Genomic DNA, 17186 nt, shown 5'->3' with positions numbered 1-17186 from the left:
ACACCGAGGCACTGGAGGCACATTGCGCCGAAGCCCTGCGAACCCTACGAAGCCCTGCGAACCCTACGAAGCCCTACGAGCCCTACGAAGCCCTACGAGGCCCTACGAAGGCCTACGAAGCCACCCTGAAGTGGCTCGTCAGCCGTCCCTCGTCGTCGAGCACATGGAACGCGAGTCCGGGCGGCGCCTCACGGTCGGCGATCTGCTCGCCCTCCCAGGGCAGTCGCAGCGTCCACGTCACCCCCGGCCCGACGACGAGCGGGCGTCCGGCGAAGGTGGTCGCGGCGGGTGTGTGCGCGTGTCCGGTGACGATGCCCGCGATCTCCGGTCGGCGCTCCAGCAGCCGGGCCAGTGCGGCGGGCCGGCCCAACCGGTACGCGTCCGGCTGGGGGCACCTCCCACGCCCTTTAGGCAGTGGGGGAGGGTGGTGCAGCGCCACCGGCGGATGGTGGAAGGCGAGCAGTGCGGGCCGGTCGCCGTCGAGGTCGTCGAGGGTCTCCTCGATCCAGGCGTACGTCTGGGCGTCCAACTCGCCCTCGTCCCGGCCGGGAATGCTGGAGTCGCACATCAGTACGGCAGCGTCCGTGAAGACATGCACGCTGTTGACCGGCCCGTCGGCGGCGGGCTCCGCGAGGAGCGCCTTGCGATAGGGCGCCCGGCTGTCGTGGTTGCCCGGGCAGGTGAGCACCGGGAAGGGGGCCCCGCCGTCCCGCAGGCCGAGGACGCGGGCCGCCTCCTCGTACTCGTCCTCCGTGCCGTGGTCGGCGATGTCCCCGGTCACCAGCAGCGCGTCCACCCGCCCCGGCAACCCCCACAGCAGATCCCGTACCCGCTCGGCCCGCCGTGTCGCCCGTTCGGTCCCGTCCAGATGCAGATCACTGATGTGCGCGAGTACGAGCATCGTCGTACGCCTCCTGTTGGCCCGCTGGGGCCGCTTGCCCGGCCTTACTCTAATGGAATGATCGAATCTAAGCATTAGGAATAACGGATGGGCAAGCTTCAACCATTAGGAGGTCGGCAGGTGTGCCGGGTGCGCGGCACACCGCAATCGGCTCGCGTGCGGTGCGGCGGAGGGGCAGGATGCTGCCCGTAGCCACTCCGAGCGCACGGAGGCATGGATGACCGGCACGTCCAGCACGAGGTCCGAGCCACTGGCCGACGGCTCGCCCACACCGCCGTTCACCGTCGACGACTACCGGGCCCGGATGCGGCGCGCGGCACGGGCGGCGACGGACGCCGGGCTCGACGGCCTGCTGGTCGCGCCCGGCCCGGACCTGGTGTGGCTGACGGGGTACCGGCCGCCGGAGACCGAGCGGCTCACCCTGCTGGTGCTGCGGGACGGCAGGGACCCGGTACTGGTCGTGCCCGCCCTGGAGGCCCCGGACGCCGAGGAGGCACCCGGCGGGCCCGCGCTGAGCCTGCGCGACTGGGCCGACGGCAAGGACCCGTACGAGGCGGCCGTCCCCCTCCTCGGCCCGCGCGGCCGCTTCGGCGTCAGCGACAACCTCTGGGCGCTGCATCTGCTGGGCCTGCGGAAACGGCTGCCGGAGACCGGGTACGTCGCGCTCACCGAGGCCCTGCCGATGCTGCGGGCCGTCAAGGACGCGGCGGAGCTGGCGCGGATGGCGGCCGCGGGCCGGGCCGCCGACGCCGCGTACGAGGAGATCCGCAAGGTGCGCTTCGGCGGCCGCCGGGAGACCGAGATCGCCGCCGATCTCGCCGCTCTGCTGCGACGGTTCGGGCACTCCCAGGTCGACTTCACCATCGTCGCCTCCGGCCCCAACGGCGCCAACCCGCACCACGAGGCGGGCGACCGCGTCGTCGAACGAGGCGACATGGTCGTCCTCGACTTCGGCGGCCTCAAGGACGGCTACGGCTCCGACACCTCCCGCACGGTCCACGTCGGCGAACCGACCGCCGAGGAGCGCGAGGTGCACGACATCGTCCGTGCCGCCCAGGAGGCGGGCGTCCGCGCGGTACGGCCGGGCGCCGCCTGCCAGGACGTGGACCGGGCGGCCCGCGCGGTCATCACCGAGGCCGGCTACGGTGACCGGTTCATCCACCGCACCGGGCACGGCATCGGCGTCACCACCCACGAACCGCCGTACATGGTCGAGGGCGAGGAGCGGCCCCTCGTGCCCGGCATGTGCTTCTCCGTCGAACCCGGGATCTACCTGCCGGGCCGCTTCGGGGTGCGGATCGAGGACATCGTGACGGTGACCGAGGACGGCGGCCGACGCCTCAACAACACGCCGCGCGAGATGGCGACAGTGGACTGAGGAGCAACGGCGCGACCATGACCCAGGCACCGACACCCACCGCGGACACCGTCCGCCGACTCGTGCGTTCCCTGCTGGAGAGCGGGAGTGGGGGCGGCGCCGGCCCGGAGGTGCGGCCCGTCACCGAGCAGGGTGGGCTGGACACCTGGTGGGTCGGCACCCGCCATGTGCTGCGCCTCGCCCCCGACCGGCACGCCGTCGTACGGCAGCGGCGCGAGCTGCGGCTGCGGGACCTGGTCCGGCCGCACGTCGGTGTCGCCGTCCCGGTGAGCGTCGCGCAGGGCGAGTGGTCCGGAAGGCTCACCTGCACGCTCGACACCAGGATTCCGGGGACGACCGCCGCGGTGCACGATGTGTCGGCCGTGGGCGAAGACGATCTCGCGGGGCTCCTCACGGGGCTGCGCGAGGTACCGCTGAGGCAGGCGGAGGCGCTCGGCGTGCCACGCCTGGCGGCGCGCTCGCTGGAGGCCCTGCGTGCGGCCGCGGGGCGGGCGGGGCGGCGGCTCGCCGAGGCGGACGAGTTCGACGCCGCGCGGCTCACGCAGCTCACCGCGGCGAATGCCGCGCAGCTGACCGCGCCCGTGGCGGTCCTCGTGCACCACGACCTCAGGGGCGAGCATCTCGTGGTCAGTGCCGACGGGCGGGTACGCGGGGTTCTCGGCTGGGCAGACGCGGCGATCGGTGACCCCGCGGAGGACATCGCCGGCCTCGCCACGGCGGTCGGTTCCCCCGCCGCCGTACGCGCCGCCACCCTCGCGGGCTACGGCGCCCGCCCCTGCCTGCGCGGCCTGTGGCTGGCCCGCGGTGACACTGTCGTTCGACTGGCCGAAGCCCTCGACCGCGGCGGGGCCGCGCCGCTACCGGTGCTGCGGGAACGGCTGCGGCGGGCTTGGGAGCCGATTCTGCTGGAGAGGGTGACGGACGCCTGACAGCTCGGGAGCGCGGGTCGTTCGGCGACTGCGGGTGGGTTGTTGGTTGCTCGCGCAGTTCCCCGCGCCCCTTACGGGGCCCGGCTCGCCGTACCCAGCTGCGGGCAGTCGTGCCGCTGGGGCGATGGGGGAGGGTGCGCACAGCGGCACCCTGCACGCGCCGGTAAGCGAAACCCACCCCCGGCCGGCCCCAGGCGCCGGGTGCCCGGGTCACGCCACCGTCAGCACCACGCACGACTCCCCGCCCAAGGTCAGCACTCCATCCGCCCCCGGCACCGGCACCGGCTCCCAAGCCGCCAGCACGCGCGCGTGGGGCACGCCCACCGGGATCGCGGCCGGCTCCTGGCCGAGGTTCACGGCCACCCGTACATCCCCCCGCCGGAAGCCGATCCACCGGGCCTCCTCGTCGAACGCGACCTTGACGTCGGAGAGGTCGGGGTCGGAGAGGTCGGGATGGGCTTGGCGCAGGGCGATGAGTTCGCGGTACCAGGCGAGCACGCGCGCGTGGGGGGCGCGTTCGGGCTCGGACCAGTCCAGGCAGGAGCGGTCGCGGGTCGCCGGGTCCTGCGGATCCGGTACGTCCTCCTCCGCCCAGCCGTGCGCCGCGAACTCCCGCCGCCTGCCCCGTCGTACGGCGTCCGCCAGCTCCGGATCGGTGTGGTCGGTGAAGAACTGCCAGGGCGTACCGGCCGCCCACTCCTCGCCCATGAACAGCATCGGCGTGAACGGCCCGGTGAGCACCAGCGCCGCCGCGCAGGCCAGCAGCCCGGGGGAGAGGGACGCGGAAAGGCGGTCGCCCTGGGCGCGGTTGCCGACCTGGTCGTGCGTCTGGGTGTAGCCCAGCAGCCGGTGTGCGGAGACGCTCGTACGGTCCAGGGGCCGGCCGTGGTGGCGGCCCCGGAACGACGAGTACGTGCCGTCGTGGAAGTAGCCGCCCGTCAGGGTCTTCGCCAGCCCGGCCAGCCCGGCCCGCGCGAAGTCCTCGTAGTAGCCCTGCGACTCGCCCGTCAGGGTCGTGTGCAGGGTGTGGTGGAAGTCGTCGTTCCACTGCGCGTGGAGTCCGAGGCCGCCCTGGGTACGCGGGGTGACCAGCCGCGGTTCGTTCAGATCCGACTCGGCGATCAGGAACAACGGCCGTTCCACCGCCTCGGAGAGCGCGTCCACGGCCGTCGACAGCTCCTCCAGGAAGTGGCACGCGCGCGTGTCCCGCAGCGCGTGCACCGCGTCCAGGCGGAGCCCGTCGAGCCGGTAGTCCCGCAGCCACGCGAGCGCGCTGCCGAGGAAGTACGCCCGCACCTCGTCCGAACCGGGCGCGTCCAGGTTCACGGCAGCGCCCCACGGGGTGTGGTGCGTCTCGGTGAAGTACGGCCCGAACACCGGCAGATAGTTGCCGGACGGCCCCAGATGGTTGTGCACCACGTCGAGCACGACCCCGAGGCCCAGCTCGTGCGCCGCGTCCACGAACCGTTTCAGCGCCTCGGGGCCGCCGTACGGTTCGTGCACGGCCCACGGCGAGACGCCCTCGTACCCCCAGCCGTGTGTGCCCGGGAACGGGCACAGCGGCATCAACTGCACGTGGGTGACGCCCAGTTCGGCGAGATGTCCGAGCCGCCCGGCGGCCGCGTCCAGCGTGCCCTCGGGGGTGTACGTGCCCACGTGCAGCTCGTACAGCACCGCGCCCGGCAGCCCGCGCCCCGCCCACGGCACGCGCCACGCGTACCGCTCGTGGTCGACGACCGCGCTCAGCCCGTCCGGACCGTCCGGCTGGCGGCGCGAGCGCGGATCGGGCCGTACCGGGCCGTCGTCGAGCGCGAAGCCGTAGCGCGTCCCGTCCGTCGCCTCCGCCTCGGCGATCCACCATCCCGCTCGCTCCGGATCGCGCCCCATCGTGTGCGTGACGCCCGCGCAGTGGAGCGTCACACGGTCGGCCTGCGGTGCCCACACCTCGAACTGCACGGAACGGTTCTCCCTCGGCTGTAGCCCGTCCATCCGGCCCGTCCATCGTGCGGCAAACGAGATCAATTCGCCTTCGGAACGGCGCTTTTGCCGCGCGAGTCGCACTGTTCCTCGGAGTGTCCGAGGATGGTCACCGTTTACGGGATTTCTGGACACCCCGGCCTCGCTGACCGACAATCACGTGCGTGACGTCGTCTTTCGAGTTCCACACATACCCCGCGCGGCTGTCGGACGCGGAGCGCGACCGCGCGCTGAGGGTGCTCCGTGACGGCGTCGCCCTGGGACGGCTGTCGCACGACACGTTCATCCGCCGCATGGAACTCGCGCTCATCGCCCGCCGCTCCGACGAACTCGCCGCGCTCACCGCCGACCTGACCACCGAGAACCGCTGGTCCCGGCTGGTGCTTCGCACCGTCGGCGCGATCTCCGGCTTCGGCCCGAAGCTGCGTCGGGCCTGGCAGGCCGAGCGGCTCCCCAAGCTCCAGCTGCCGCACCCGGCGAGCGGCCACTCACTGCGCATAGGGCGCGACCCGGCGAGCGGACTCCGGCTCACCCACGAGACGGTCTCCCGCGTCCATGCCGAGTTGACCCGGCAGGGCGGCATGTGGATCCTGCGCGACCTCGGCTCCACCAACGGCACCACCGTCAACGGACGGCGGGTGATCGGCGCGGCCGTCGTCCGTGACGGCGACCAGGTGAGTTTCGGCCGCATGGCGTTCCGGCTCTCCTCCGACTGAGCCGACACCGAACCCGCCGCAAAGCTCTGGCCTGGGATTTACGTAGCGAGTTTCTCAACGTCCCTTACCTTCCAAGGTGTTGACGTACATTCTCGGCCATGACTGACTGTGCGTACCGTATGCACAACAGGTGACCGACGGCACCACACAGGGGAGGTGTGCCCTGCCGCCACTTCTCCGCTACCCGACCGTGGACGAGCTGTCCGCCCGCGCCGCGACCCTCGTCGCCCGACATCCGCACCGCGCCCGACTGCGTCGCGTGGGCACCTCACGGGCGGGCACGCCGATGTGGCTGCTGTCCGTCGGTCACGGCAGCCGCCACGCCCTGATCGTCTCCGGTCCGCACGCCAACGAACCCGTGGGCGGCGCCACCGTCCTCCGCCTCGCCGAACGTGCCCTGGCCGACCCCCGGTTGAGTGACGGCGCCGACACCACCTGGAACCTGCTGCTCTGCCTCGACCCCGACGGCTCCCGCCGCAACGAGGGCTGGCTGTCCGGCCCGTACACGCTGCCGCACTACTTCCGTAACTTCTTCCGCCCCGGCTTCCTGGAACAGCCCGAGTGGCTGCCCGACGGCGCCGCCGGGGCCGTCCTGCCGGAGACCCGCGCCCTGCTCGACCTCCAGGACGAGCTGCGGCCCTTCTTCCAGTGCTCGCTGCACGGCGTCGACGTCGGCGGCGGCTTCGTCGAGCTGACCCGGGAACTGCCCGGCCTCGCCCAGCGCGTCGCCGACACCGCCGCCCGCCTCGGCATCCCGCGCGAGCTGAGCCCCTACGACGCCCTGTACTGGCCGCGCCTCGGCCCCGCCGTCTACCGCATACCGCCCCCGCGCCGGGCCGGCCTCGCCGCCGCCATCACCGAGGCCGCCGTCGAGTCCACCTGGTACCACCCGCATCGCCACGGCACGGTCACCGCCGTTGTCGAGGCCCCCATGTGGGGCGTGGCCGCCGTGGAGGACGCCTCCCCGGCCCCCGACGCCGACGCCGTACTGCGCACCATCAGCCGGACGCTGCGCCGCGAGACCCGGCTCCTCGCGGGCCTCGTCGCCCGTATCCGCCCCTCGGCGAGCACCGGCCCGGACGCCGCCCGACTGCTGGCCCCGGTCGACGACTACCTGATGGTCGGCCCCGGACTCGCCGACTCCTGGGACCCCGACGTCCACGACTCGGCCGCCCGGCCGCTGCCCCCGTTCGACACCGCCCGGCTCACCGCCCTCGGCATATCGGCCCGCCGGGTCACCCTGCGCACCGCCGGGCTGCTGCACCAGCTGGTGACCCGCGCCGGCCGCGACCCGGCGGGCGCGCTGCCCGAGTTGAACCGGCTCATGGGGGAGTGGTGTGCCGAGTACCGCGACGGCTACGGGGCACGCTGGATACCCGTCGCCCGGCAGGCGGAGTACCAGGCCCGCGTGGTGCTCACCGCCTTCGAACTGACATCGGCCCGGCACACATGCGACGAGGACTCCCATTCGGGTGAGCCGGAATGGAGTTCCGAGCCCGCCGTGCCGATGCACCGGGAATGACGAACACCACCCGAGCGGTACGAGGCGGTCTGCTGGCGGCGCTCGTACTCCTCCCCCTCGCCTCCTTTGCCCCCGCCCAGGCGACCTTTCCGGACAACTGGCTCTACGTCACCGTCGCCCGCGGCGACGCCCGCTTCGGCGACGCCCGCGGCTCCCTCCTCCTCTGCGACCCGCCCCAGGGCCACACCCGGGCCGCCGAGGCCTGCGCCGAGCTCCGCGCGGCCGGCGGGGACATCACCCGCATCCCCCACAAGGACGGCATGTGCGCGCAGGTCTACGCCCCGATCCGCGCCACGGCACGCGGCGAGTGGAACGGCAGACCGGTCGAGTACGAGCAGACGTTCGCGAACGGCTGCGTGATGACGGCGAGAACGGGAGCGGTGTTCGCCCTGCCGGACTGACGGCTCCCGGAGTCGCCACGCCACCGGAGTCGCTACGTCACCGGAGTCGCTACGCCACCACGTCGTCCCGCGCGTGCAGTGCCGCCGCCAGCACCGTACGGGCCTGGTGCTCGACCTGGTCCGCCAGCGGCACCCAGCGGGCCCGGAAACGGTCGGCGAAAGCCTCGCACCAGTCGGCGACCAGCCCTTCGAGATACGGCACCGCCGGGTCGCCGGCCTCCCGCAGAACCCGTAGCAACATCGCCGCGGCCCGCAGCGGGAGCCGGCGCCCGAAGGCGTCCACACTGGCCACGTACGCCATCGAGACATCCGGCGGCGGCCCCCCGGTCCAGTCCCGGGCGAGCCCCGGCACCAGGTCCAGCGCCCACCGGGCCGCCCGCAGCAGTGGTCCCCGAGGCCCCGGGAGCCGGGGCAGCGCCTCGGCGAAGACCCGCTCCACTTCGCCTGCCTGGACCAGCAGCCGCCGCGCCAGCTGCCGCAGCGCCGCCGCCGGGGCGGGGTGCGGGGCGGTGTCGTCGACGAGGTCGCTCGCCCACATCGGTACCTCGACGACCGCGGTGAGACCGCCGTACCGGTGGGCGTGGAACCAGGTGCTGTCGCGCGCGTCGTCCGGCATGCCGGGGTACGCCGTGCGGTGCTCGGGCCGTGGCATCACATACACGCCGGGTCCGGAGGCGGGCCAGCCCGCGGCGTCGGAGGGGCCCATCTCCACCGGTATGCCCAGCTCCGCCGCGGACTTGGTGAACGGCTCGGCGAGCCCCGGGACGTCCTCGGTGAGCTGCACCCAGCTGCCGCCGAGGTCCGTGCCGTGGAGGGTCACCTGGAGATAGGGCCGCAGCTCGTCGATGACCCGCAGGAGCGCGAGCGTCTCGGGCGGCAGACGGTCCGGCGGCAGCAGGGAGGGGGACCACTCCGGCTGCTCGGGACCGGCGGGCCGGAAGAACCCGAGGTGGTAGTCGAGCAGGGTGCGCGGCGCCGGCGCCGTGTGCAGGCTCGCCCCGTCCGGGTCCGCGCAGAGCAGGAAGTGCCACGAGGTGTCGGCCCGTAACTCCCGCTCCAGGACGACCCGTTCGGCCAGCGCCAGCACCGTCGAGCCGCCGTTCGGCTCGTTGGAGTGGGCGCCCGCGACGACGAGAACGGCACGTCTGGCGTGGCCCACGGACAGCAGGCGCAACGGCCGGCCCTCGCGCGAGACACCGATCCGCCTGAGCGTGCACAGGCGCGAGCCCGGGCCCACCAACGACCGCGCGTACGACTCCAGCTCCGCCACCGTGGGATACCCGAGCTCCATCAGGAGACCACCCGCCGTTCAGTCCGACAGTCCGACTGAATGCAGTGTCCGTCCCTGAAAGGGGCGGCTCCCAGGGGCGCCCAGTGGCATTCGCCGCCATCCCGGGACGGCAGCCGCCGCTACCCCTCGTCGACCCGCTCCAACAACGCCACCGGCAGCCCGTCGAACAGCTCCGCGACCCGCACCTGACCGTCGAACTCCCGCTCCCCACCGAGCACTTCGACCCATCGCCCCTCGGGCAGGACCAACCGCGTCTCCCCCCATCCCCCCGCCTCCGCGAGCCGCAGCGACAACCGCGTGACAGCCGTGACCACCGCCCCCGACCGCACGAACGCCACACAGTGCCCGGCCGCCGCCCCCTCGACCGCCAGCGGCGCATACGTCGCCGCGTCCCCGAAGACCTCGGGCCGCCGCCGGCGCAGCCGCAGCGCGCCCGCCGTGAGCCGGAACTTCTCCGACTCCGCCGCGCCCTCCTCCCGAGGCGCGAAGGGCAGCCGATTGTCCGGATCCACCAGCGCCCGGTACTCGCCTTCCGTCCCCTGGTAGACGTCCGGAACCCCCGGCATGGTCAGCTGCACCAGAGCAGCGCCCAGCGCGTTCGCCCGCACATGGGGCTCCAGCGCGGCCCGCAGCCCCTCCGCCACCCGAGCGTCCACCGCCGGCCCCCGACCGACGAAGTCGGCCACCGCACGCTCGTACGCCGGGTTCTGCTCGGTCCACGAGGTGTGCAGCCCCGCCTCCCGCACATGCTTCAACAGCGCCCCCTGGAGCCGCTCCTCCGCCGCGGGCCCGAGCCCGAACGCCGTCTGCCACGCCGCCCACGCCAACTGCGGATCCGGCACACCCGCACCGTCCCGCGTCACCTCCGCCAGCGCGTCCGCCCACCGCCCCGGGCACTCGCTGAGCACCGCGATCGCCGCCCGCACATCCGCGCTGCGCTTCGTGTCGTGCGTCGACAACACCGTCCCCGTCGCCGGCCAGTCCCGCTGCACACGCGCGCAGTACGCGTGGAAGTCCTCCGGTGACACGGCCGGACTCCCCGGATTCCCGCCCACCTCGTTCGCGCTCAGCAGCGGCACATAGCGGTAGAACGCCGTGTCCTCCACCGACTTGGCCCGCAACGCCGACGACGTCTGCGCGAACCGCGCCCGGAACTCCACCTGCTCGGCCCCGTCACCGAACCGCCCCAGCAGCAGATCCCGTACGGCATCCACCGACCGCGCCTCCTCGGGCACCACGAACGCCGTACGCGCCTCGGCAGCGGCCTCCTCGGTGACGACCAGGGAGGCGTCCTGTGAGGCGTACGGCCGATAGACCTCCATCCGTACGAGGAGCTCGCACAGCGCGGTGCGCAGCGCCCACGGCGCGTGATCGCGCAACGCGAGCTCGGCGGAGCGCTCGCACAACCGGTGCGCCACCCGGGTGAGCCGGTCCACCTCCGTGGCCAGCTCGTGCGTGAGCACCCGGTACGCGGCCCGCCGCACCGTCGACTCCCAGTGCCCGCCCCGGTCGCCCTGCGCGTCCGTGAACCGCCGATACTGCCCCAGCAGCCCCCCGGCCCCCGCCGGATCCACGAACAACCCGTCGACCTGCCGCAACGCGTCGTACCCGGTGGTCCCCGCGACCGGCCAGGCCGCCGGCAGCGGCTCGCCCTCCGCCAGGATCTTCTCGACGACCGTCCATCGCCCACCCGTGGCCTCATGCAGCCGCCGCAGATACGCATCAGGATCGGCGAGCCCATCAGGGTGATCGATCCGCAGCCCGTCGATCACTCCCTCGTCGACCAGTCGCAGAATCTTCGCGTGGGTGGCCTCGAACACCTCCGGCTCCTCCACCCGCACCCCGATCAACTCCGAGATGCTGAAGAACCGCCGGTAGTTCAACTCCGTACGCGCCAGCCGCCACCACACCGGCCGATACCACTGCGCGTCCAGCAGCTGCGGCAACGGCAGCCTCTCGGTGCCTTCCCGCAACGGGAACACATGCTCGTAGTACCGCAGCTCCCGCCCATCGACCACGAACTGCTCGACCTCGTCACCCAGCGGCCCTCCGAGCACCGGCAACAACACCCGCCCGCCCCCGGCCTCCCAGTCGATGTCGAACCACCGCGCGTACACCGACCCCGGCCCCTCCCGCAACACCTCCCACAGCGCCCGGTTGTGCCGGGGCGCCATGGCCATGTGATTGGGCACGATGTCCACGACGAGCCCAAGCCCGTGCTCCCGTGCGGTCCGGGCCAACCCTCGCAGCCCTTCCTCACCGCCGAGTTCGCCCCGCACCCGCCCGTGATCGACCACGTCGTATCCGTGCGCCGACCCGGGCACGGCCTCCAACACGGGGGAGAGATGGAGGTGCGAGACCCCGAGAGAGGCGATGTATGGCACGGCAGCCGCGGCGGCGGCGAAGGGAAAGGAGGGCTGAAGCTGAAGCCGATAGGTGGCGGTAGGCACGACAGGCGTCATGCAGACCTACGTACCCGCCGCACCGCGTTTCGTGCGCTGTGACACGCAAGGGCACCGCCCGCTCTTGAGGGGCGTGCTCATGCCGGCCGCTGCAATACCGCCAGACTCCGATCCACCAACCTCACCCGATCGCCGGCCTGCACCTTGGGCCCGTCATCAGGCACCGGATCCCTAGCCCCCGTATCCACCACGACCTGCCACTGCCGCCCATGGTTGACCGGAACCACGAACTCGAGCGGCAGCGCCGACGCGTTCACCATCAACAGAAACGAGTCATCGGTGATCCGCTCGCCGCGCGAACCCGGCTCGGAAATCGCGTTCCCGTTGAGAAACACACTCAACGCCCCCGCCTGCGCGGAATCCCAGTCCCGCTGAGTCATCTCCCGCCCCTCGGGCGTGAACCACGCGATGTCGGACAGCTCGTCATGCGTCCCCTCCACGGGCCGCCCATGAAAGAACCGCCGCCGCCGAAAAACGGGATGGTCCTTCCGCAGCCACACCATCGCGCGCGTGAACTCCAGCAGATCTCCGAAGGTCTCGCTGTCGTCGTCGGCGGCGGGCCAAGGAACCCAGGACACCTCGTTGTCCTGGCAGTACGCGTTGTTGTTGCCGCCCTGCGTCCGCGCGAACTCGTCCCCATGGCTGAGCATCGGCACACCCTGCGACAGCATCAACGTGGCGATGAAGTTCCGCATCTGCCGGACCCGCAGCGCCAGCACATCGGGGTCGTCGGTGTCGCCCTCGGCCCCACAGTTCCAGGACCGGTTGTGGCTCTCCCCGTCCCGGTTGTCCTCCCCGTTCGCGTGGTTGTGCTTGCCGTTGTAGGAGACGAGATCCCGCATCGTGAAGCCGTCGTGGCAGGTCACGAAGTTGATGGAGGCGAGCGGGCGCCGCCCGTCGTCCTGGTAGAGGTCGGACGAGCCGGTCAGCCGGGACGCGAACTCCGCGAGCGTACGCGGCTCGCCCCGCCACAGGTCCCGCACGGTGTCCCGGTACTTGCCGTTCCACTCGGTCCACAGCGGCGGGAAGTTGCCCACCTGGTAGCCGCCCTCGCCGACGTCCCAGGGCTCGGCGATCAGTTTCACCTGGGAGACCACCGGGTCCTGCTGGACGAGGTCGAAGAACGACGACAGCCGGTCCACCTCGTGGAACTGCCGGGCGAGGGTGGCGGCGAGGTCGAAGCGGAACCCGTCGACGTGCATCTCGGTGACCCAGTACCTGAGCGAGTCCATGATCAGTTGCAGGACGTGCGGAGACCGCATGAGCAGCGAGTTCCCGGTCCCGGTCGTGTCCATGTAGTAGCGGGGATCGTTCGTGAGCCGGTAGTACGAGGCGTTGTCGATGCCCTTGAACGACAGCGTCGGCCCCAGATGGTTGCCCTCGGCGGTGTGGTTGTAGACCACGTCGAGGATGACCTCGATCCCGGCCTCGTGCAGCGCCCGTACCGCCGACTTGAACTCCAGCACCTGCTGCCCGCGGTCGCCCCAGGAGGCGTACGCGTTGTGCGGGGCGAAGAAACCGATCGTGTTGTAGCCCCAGTAGTTGCTGAGGCCCATGTCGACCAGACGGTGGTCGTTCACGAACTGGTGAACCGGCATCAGCTCCAGCGCCGTGACGCCCAGCTCGGTCAGGTGTTCGATGATCGCCGGGTGGGCGAGCGCCGCGTACGTGCCGCGCAGTTCCTCGGGCAGGCCCGGGTGCCGCATGGTGAGGCCCTTCACGTGGGCCTCGTAGATGACGGTGTGGTGGTACTCGGTGCGCGGCCGCCGGTCGTCGCCCCAGTCGAAGTACGGGTTGACCACGACCGAGGTCATCATGTGCGGCGCCGAGTCCAGGTCGTTGCGCTGGTCGGGCGCCCCGAAGTGATAGCCGTACACCTCCTCGCCCCACTTCACGGAGCCGCTGATGGCACGCGCGTACGGGTCGAGGAGCAGCTTCGCCGAGTTGCAGCGCTGCCCCCGCTCCGGCGCGTACGGGCCGTGCGCGCGGAAGCCGTACCGCTGCCCGGGCATCACACCGGGCAGATACGCGTGCCGTACGAACGCGTCCGTCTCGCGCAGCTCCACCGCCGTCTCGGAGCCGTCGTCGTGCAGCAGACACAGCTCGACTCGGTCCGCGGCCTCCGAGAAGACCGCGAAGTTCGTGCCGGCGCCGTCGTACGTGGCACCGAGTGGATACGCCTGTCCAGGCCAGACCTGCATGGATACGACTCTTCCAGTTGTCGCGCGCCGCCGGGGCCCACTTCGCGGGGAGTCTCCCCCGAAAGTGATGGAACCACCACTCCCTTCTGCCCAGGGCCATGAACCAGCTCACCCCCGACGCGGTAGCAAACCGGAACGGCCGCGTCACGTGCGGTAGTTGAGAAACGACCTGTCCATCGGGCTGCACCGTCGGCCGCTCGCGGAGTACCCTTCCTTGATCGTTGAGTAGGGGTGAGCTCGGGGGAGCGGAAGGCGGTGCGTGGGTGGGCTCGGGAGGGCTGGAGTTGCCTCCTGGTGACGCGGGCGATGCGGGTCACGAGGGGAACTCCACAGATGTCCCACCCGGCGCGGTGTCCCTGGCACGGCCGATGGAGATGGGTTCCATCGGTCCGGAACTGGACTGGAACGCCGACGCCTGGCTCGAGGTGCGCACGCGCGCCCAGCGGGCCGGCCGCGCCTACATCTGGCTGAACCTGGTGGAGCAGCGGCTGCGCGCGGTGGTGGCCGCCGTACTGCGGCCCGTCTACGAGCCTGTCCACGGCGACGACTGGGTGGTCGCCGCCGCCGGTCCCGCCGGACAGGAGTGGGTGCAGCGCGCGGTCGCGGTACGCGAGGTCAGCCGCCGCAAGGGCTACCTCCTCGACCCGGCCGACGACAACGTCCTCAGCTTCCTCACCCTGCCCCAGCTGCGCGAGCTGATGGTGCAGCACTGGCCGTGCTTCGAGCCGTACGTCGACGAACGGCGCGATGTGGAGCTGGCGCTGGACGAACTGGAGGTCACCCGGAACGTCGTCTCCCGCAACCGGGCCCTGTCCGAGGCCGTCCTCGCGCAGGCCGAGCGGGCCGCGGCGAAGCTGCTGGAGATCCTCGGCGCGGGCAGTGACGTCCCCTCCGCGCGCCGGCTGCCCGTCGACGCGGTCGAGGACCTGGTGGGGGACCGGTACGCGGACGTCGTCGGCGTCCACCCCGACCGGGTACGGCTGCTGCGGCAGTTCCCCGCCGAGGACCTCTTCGGCGGCGCCCGCCGCCTCGACGCCATCGGCATAGGCCTGAACCTGCTGGTGCAGAACTTCTCCGGGCGACGGCTGGTACGCCTCGCCGAGTCCGGCTGCCGGGTACGGCTGCTCTTCCTCAACCCCGCGTCCAGCGCGGTGAAGCGACGCGAACGGGAACTCGGGATAAAGCGGGGCGAGTTGAGCCGGGCCGTCGAGATGAACATCCTGCACATGCGCCGGGTCCGCTCCCGGCTGCGCGACCCGGGCGCCTTCGAGATCCAGGTCTTCGACGAGACCCCTCGTTTCACCGCGTACTTGGTGGACGGCGACGGCTCGGACGGCGTCGCGGTCGTCCAGACCTATCTGCGGCGGACGCGGGGCATGGAGGCGCCGGTGCTGGTGCTGCGCGGCGGCCACCGGGTACTCAAGGCGGACGAGAACGGCGAAGTCGGGCTGTTCGATACATACCGCGAGGAGTTCGAGGTGGCGTGGGCGGACTCGAGGCCGGTGTCGTGATGGGTGTGGTGATGGGTGTGGTGACCTGGGCTGAGCCCGGTTGTGTGGCCACTAAGCGGAATGCAGTCCTCTGATTGTCAGTGGGGCATGGGAGGGTGGTGGTCACTGGGGGAACGCACCACCAAGAAGGGGGGCCAGCATGGGTTGGCACCGGCAGCTGCTGATCGGCTTCGACCTGGAGACGACCGGGACGGATCCGCGTGAGGCGCGCATCGTCACCGGGGCGGTGATCGAGGTCAGGGACGGGGAGCCGGTCGGACACCGGGAGTGGCTCGCCGACCCGGGCATGGAGATCCCGGCCGAGGCCGTCGCGGTCCACGGCATCACCAACGCCCGCGCGGCGGCCGAGGGCAGACCGGCCGACCAGGTCGCCGACGCGATCGCGAACGTCCTCGTCTCCTACTGGAAGACAGGCGTCCCGGTGGTGGCGTACAACGCGGCCTTCGACCTCACCCTGCTCTCCGCGGAGCTGCGCCGCCACGCTCTGCCGTCCCTGAGCGAGCGCCTCGGCGGCCTCGCCCCGGCCCCGGTCATCGACCCGTACACGATCGACCGCTCCGTCGACCGCTACCGCCGCGGCAAACGCAACCTCGAAGCGGTCTGCGCCGAGTACGGCGTCTCTTTGGACGCCGCCCACAACGCCTCGGCCGACGCCTTGGCCGCGGCCCGCCTCGCCCGCGCGATAGCCGAGCGCCACCCCAAGGTCGCCGCCCTCGGCCCGGCCGAACTCCACCGCCGCCAGATCGACTGGTACGCCGAATGGGCCGCCGACTTCCAGGCCTTCCTCCGCCGCAAGGGCAACCCGGACGCGGTGGTCGACACGATATGGCCACTCCGGGAGCTGGCAGACGCGGGCGCCTCATAGCTCGGGGGGACGCGTTGTGGGGCGACTGCGGGCGGTAGGTGGCTGATCGCGCAGTTCCCCGCGCCCCTTACGGGGCGCGGCCTGCCCGCATCCATAGCTGCGGGCCGTCGTGTCAGAACGGATACCACCGCACCGTCTCGTCGCCGCCCCGCAGCGAGGCGACCCGTCGCTCGAACTCCGCCAACGCTTTCGGGTTGCTCGGCGCATGCTGGGCGACCCACGCGCAGCTCGCCGTCTCCCGGGCGCCGCGCAGCACGCCGCACCCCTCCCACTCCCGCACATCCCACCCGTACGCATCGACGAACGCGCCGTACTCCTCGTCCGACAACCCGTACCGGTCATGGGACAGCGCCATCACCACCAGGTCGTGCTCCCGCAGATCGCCGGAGAAGGTCTCCAGGTCGACCAGGACGGGGCCATCCGGCCCGACGTGCACGTTACGGGGAAGGGCGTCCCCGTGGATCGCCCCGGCAGGCAAGCGCGGCGTCAACGCGGCCGCGGCCGCCGCGAACCCGTCCCGGCGCGCCCGCAGATACGCCGCGTCCGCCGGATCGATCGCGTCCCCGGCGAGCCGCAGCCACCGCTCGACACCACCCAGCAGTTCACGACGAGGGAGTTCGAAGGAGGGAGACGGCAGCGCATGGACCAGCCGCAGCAGTTCGGCCAAATCGCGAGCCCCGGCGGTACGTACGGGATCGGCCAGCCGGTGCCACACGGTCACCGGGTGCCCCTCCACGAGCAGCGCCTCGGCCCGGGCGGCCCGCACCGCCGGCACACCCGCCTCGGCGAGCCAGACCGCGATGCGCAGTTCACGCCGGGCCCGGTCGAGGAGCTCGGCGTCGCGCCCCACCTTGACGACCAGGTCACCGGCGGCGAACACCGCGTTCTCACCCAGGGCGAGCAGCCGCGCGTCCCCGGCCGCACCGGGCAGCACATCGGCCGCGGCCAGTACGTTCCGCGCCCGTGCCTCGTCCATCCTTCGCCTCCGAGTCCGTACGACCGACCCCCCTCACCGGAGCGTCAGGTTCACGC

Annotated in this window: 13 protein-coding genes; 7 read left to right on the top strand and 6 right to left on the bottom strand. The window is 72.1% G+C overall.

Going from position 1 to position 17186, the window contains the following annotated elements; genetic code table 11:
• Window positions 1–112 precede the first annotated feature (112 nt).
• Entirely contained in the window at window positions 113–901 is a 789-nt protein-coding gene (locus CES90_RS06595) for a metallophosphoesterase (RefSeq protein ID WP_189780420.1), read from the bottom strand.
• Window positions 902–1118: 217 nt separating this feature from the next.
• On the opposite strand from CES90_RS06595, the gene CES90_RS06590 reads away from it, so the two are divergent.
• Window positions 1119–2279, top strand: a complete 1161-nt coding sequence (locus tag CES90_RS06590) for an aminopeptidase P family protein (RefSeq protein WP_189780419.1) — start codon at window positions 1119–1121, stop codon at window positions 2277–2279.
• Between the two features lie 17 nt (window positions 2280–2296).
• Window positions 2297–3208: an aminoglycoside phosphotransferase family protein gene (locus tag CES90_RS06585; RefSeq protein ID WP_189780418.1), complete on the top strand. Its 912-nt coding sequence runs from the start codon at window positions 2297–2299 to the stop codon at window positions 3206–3208.
• 210 nt (window positions 3209–3418) lie between these two features.
• Here the strand turns inward: CES90_RS06585 and treZ are convergent, their stop codons facing one another.
• Window positions 3419–5164, bottom strand: a complete 1746-nt coding sequence (gene treZ, locus CES90_RS06580) for a malto-oligosyltrehalose trehalohydrolase (protein ID WP_189780417.1) — start codon at window positions 5162–5164, stop codon at window positions 3419–3421.
• Window positions 5165–5349: 185 nt separating this feature from the next.
• On the opposite strand from treZ, the gene CES90_RS06575 reads away from it, so the two are divergent.
• From CES90_RS06575 to CES90_RS06565, 3 genes are all read left to right on the top strand, one after another.
• Window positions 5350–5901 carry a DUF1707 and FHA domain-containing protein gene (locus tag CES90_RS06575; protein ID WP_189780416.1) on the top strand — a complete coding sequence of 184 codons (552 nt, stop codon included), beginning with the start codon at window positions 5350–5352 and terminating at the stop codon, window positions 5899–5901.
• A 130-nt stretch (window positions 5902–6031) separates the two neighbouring features.
• Window positions 6032–7423: a M14 family zinc carboxypeptidase gene (locus CES90_RS06570; protein ID WP_229913526.1), complete on the top strand. Its 1392-nt coding sequence runs from the start codon at window positions 6032–6034 to the stop codon at window positions 7421–7423.
• Window positions 7420–7824: an SSI family serine proteinase inhibitor gene (locus CES90_RS06565; RefSeq protein WP_189780415.1), complete on the top strand. Its 405-nt coding sequence runs from the start codon at window positions 7420–7422 to the stop codon at window positions 7822–7824. Before CES90_RS06570 ends, CES90_RS06565 begins: the two co-directional genes overlap by 4 nt.
• 49 nt (window positions 7825–7873) lie before the next feature.
• Here the strand turns inward: CES90_RS06565 and CES90_RS06560 are convergent, their stop codons facing one another.
• The 3 genes from CES90_RS06560 to glgX form a co-directional block, all read right to left on the bottom strand.
• Window positions 7874–9115, bottom strand: a complete 1242-nt coding sequence (locus CES90_RS06560; RefSeq protein ID WP_189780414.1) for a M14 family zinc carboxypeptidase — start codon at window positions 9113–9115, stop codon at window positions 7874–7876.
• Window positions 9116–9234: 119 nt separating this feature from the next.
• Window positions 9235–11577 carry a malto-oligosyltrehalose synthase gene (gene treY / locus CES90_RS06555; protein WP_189780413.1) on the bottom strand — a complete coding sequence of 781 codons (2343 nt, stop codon included), beginning with the start codon at window positions 11575–11577 and terminating at the stop codon, window positions 9235–9237.
• A gap of 77 nt (window positions 11578–11654) precedes the next feature.
• Window positions 11655–13778 carry a glycogen debranching protein GlgX gene (gene glgX, locus CES90_RS06550; RefSeq protein ID WP_189780412.1) on the bottom strand — a complete coding sequence of 708 codons (2124 nt, stop codon included), beginning with the start codon at window positions 13776–13778 and terminating at the stop codon, window positions 11655–11657.
• A 263-nt stretch (window positions 13779–14041) separates the two neighbouring features.
• Between glgX and CES90_RS06545 the strand changes: the two genes are divergently transcribed.
• Window positions 14042–15289 carry an SAV2148 family HEPN domain-containing protein gene (locus tag CES90_RS06545; protein ID WP_189780411.1) on the top strand — a complete coding sequence of 416 codons (1248 nt, stop codon included), beginning with the start codon at window positions 14042–14044 and terminating at the stop codon, window positions 15287–15289.
• 139 nt (window positions 15290–15428) lie between these two features.
• Window positions 15429–16154 (top strand): 3'-5' exonuclease, encoded by a 726-nt coding sequence (locus CES90_RS06540; RefSeq protein WP_189780410.1) that lies wholly within the window; start codon window positions 15429–15431, stop codon window positions 16152–16154.
• A gap of 112 nt (window positions 16155–16266) precedes the next feature.
• Here CES90_RS06540 and CES90_RS06535 read toward each other — a convergent pair whose 3' ends face one another.
• Window positions 16267–17130 carry a phosphotransferase enzyme family protein gene (locus CES90_RS06535; protein ID WP_189780409.1) on the bottom strand — a complete coding sequence of 288 codons (864 nt, stop codon included), beginning with the start codon at window positions 17128–17130 and terminating at the stop codon, window positions 16267–16269.
• Window positions 17131–17186 lie beyond the last annotated feature (56 nt).

Source organism: Streptomyces capitiformicae, assembly GCF_002214185.1.
Taxonomy (GTDB): Bacteria; Actinomycetota; Actinomycetes; order Streptomycetales; family Streptomycetaceae; genus Streptomyces; species Streptomyces capitiformicae.
This window is presented reverse-complemented; position numbering and strand designations above follow the sequence as displayed.

Bases quoted from the DNA above. Each gene is read 5' to 3' on its own strand.
- CES90_RS06595 (WP_189780420.1), bottom strand. From the start codon at position 901: ATGCTCGTACTCGCGCACATCAGTGATCTGCATCTGGACGGGACCGAA.
- CES90_RS06590 (WP_189780419.1), top strand. From the start codon at position 1,119: ATGACCGGCACGTCCAGCACGAGGTCCGAGCCACTGGCCGACGGCTCG.
- CES90_RS06585 (WP_189780418.1), top strand. From the start codon at position 2,297: ATGACCCAGGCACCGACACCCACCGCGGACACCGTCCGCCGACTCGTG.
- CES90_RS06565 (WP_189780415.1), top strand. From the start codon at position 7,420: ATGACGAACACCACCCGAGCGGTACGAGGCGGTCTGCTGGCGGCGCTC.
- CES90_RS06560 (WP_189780414.1), bottom strand. From the start codon at position 9,115: ATGGAGCTCGGGTATCCCACGGTGGCGGAGCTGGAGTCGTACGCGCGG.
- treY (WP_189780413.1), bottom strand. From the start codon at position 11,577: ATGACGCCTGTCGTGCCTACCGCCACCTATCGGCTTCAGCTTCAGCCC.
- glgX (WP_189780412.1), bottom strand. From the start codon at position 13,778: ATGCAGGTCTGGCCTGGACAGGCGTATCCACTCGGTGCCACGTACGAC.
- CES90_RS06540 (WP_189780410.1), top strand. From the start codon at position 15,429: ATGGGTTGGCACCGGCAGCTGCTGATCGGCTTCGACCTGGAGACGACC.
- CES90_RS06535 (WP_189780409.1), bottom strand. From the start codon at position 17,130: ATGGACGAGGCACGGGCGCGGAACGTACTGGCCGCGGCCGATGTGCTG.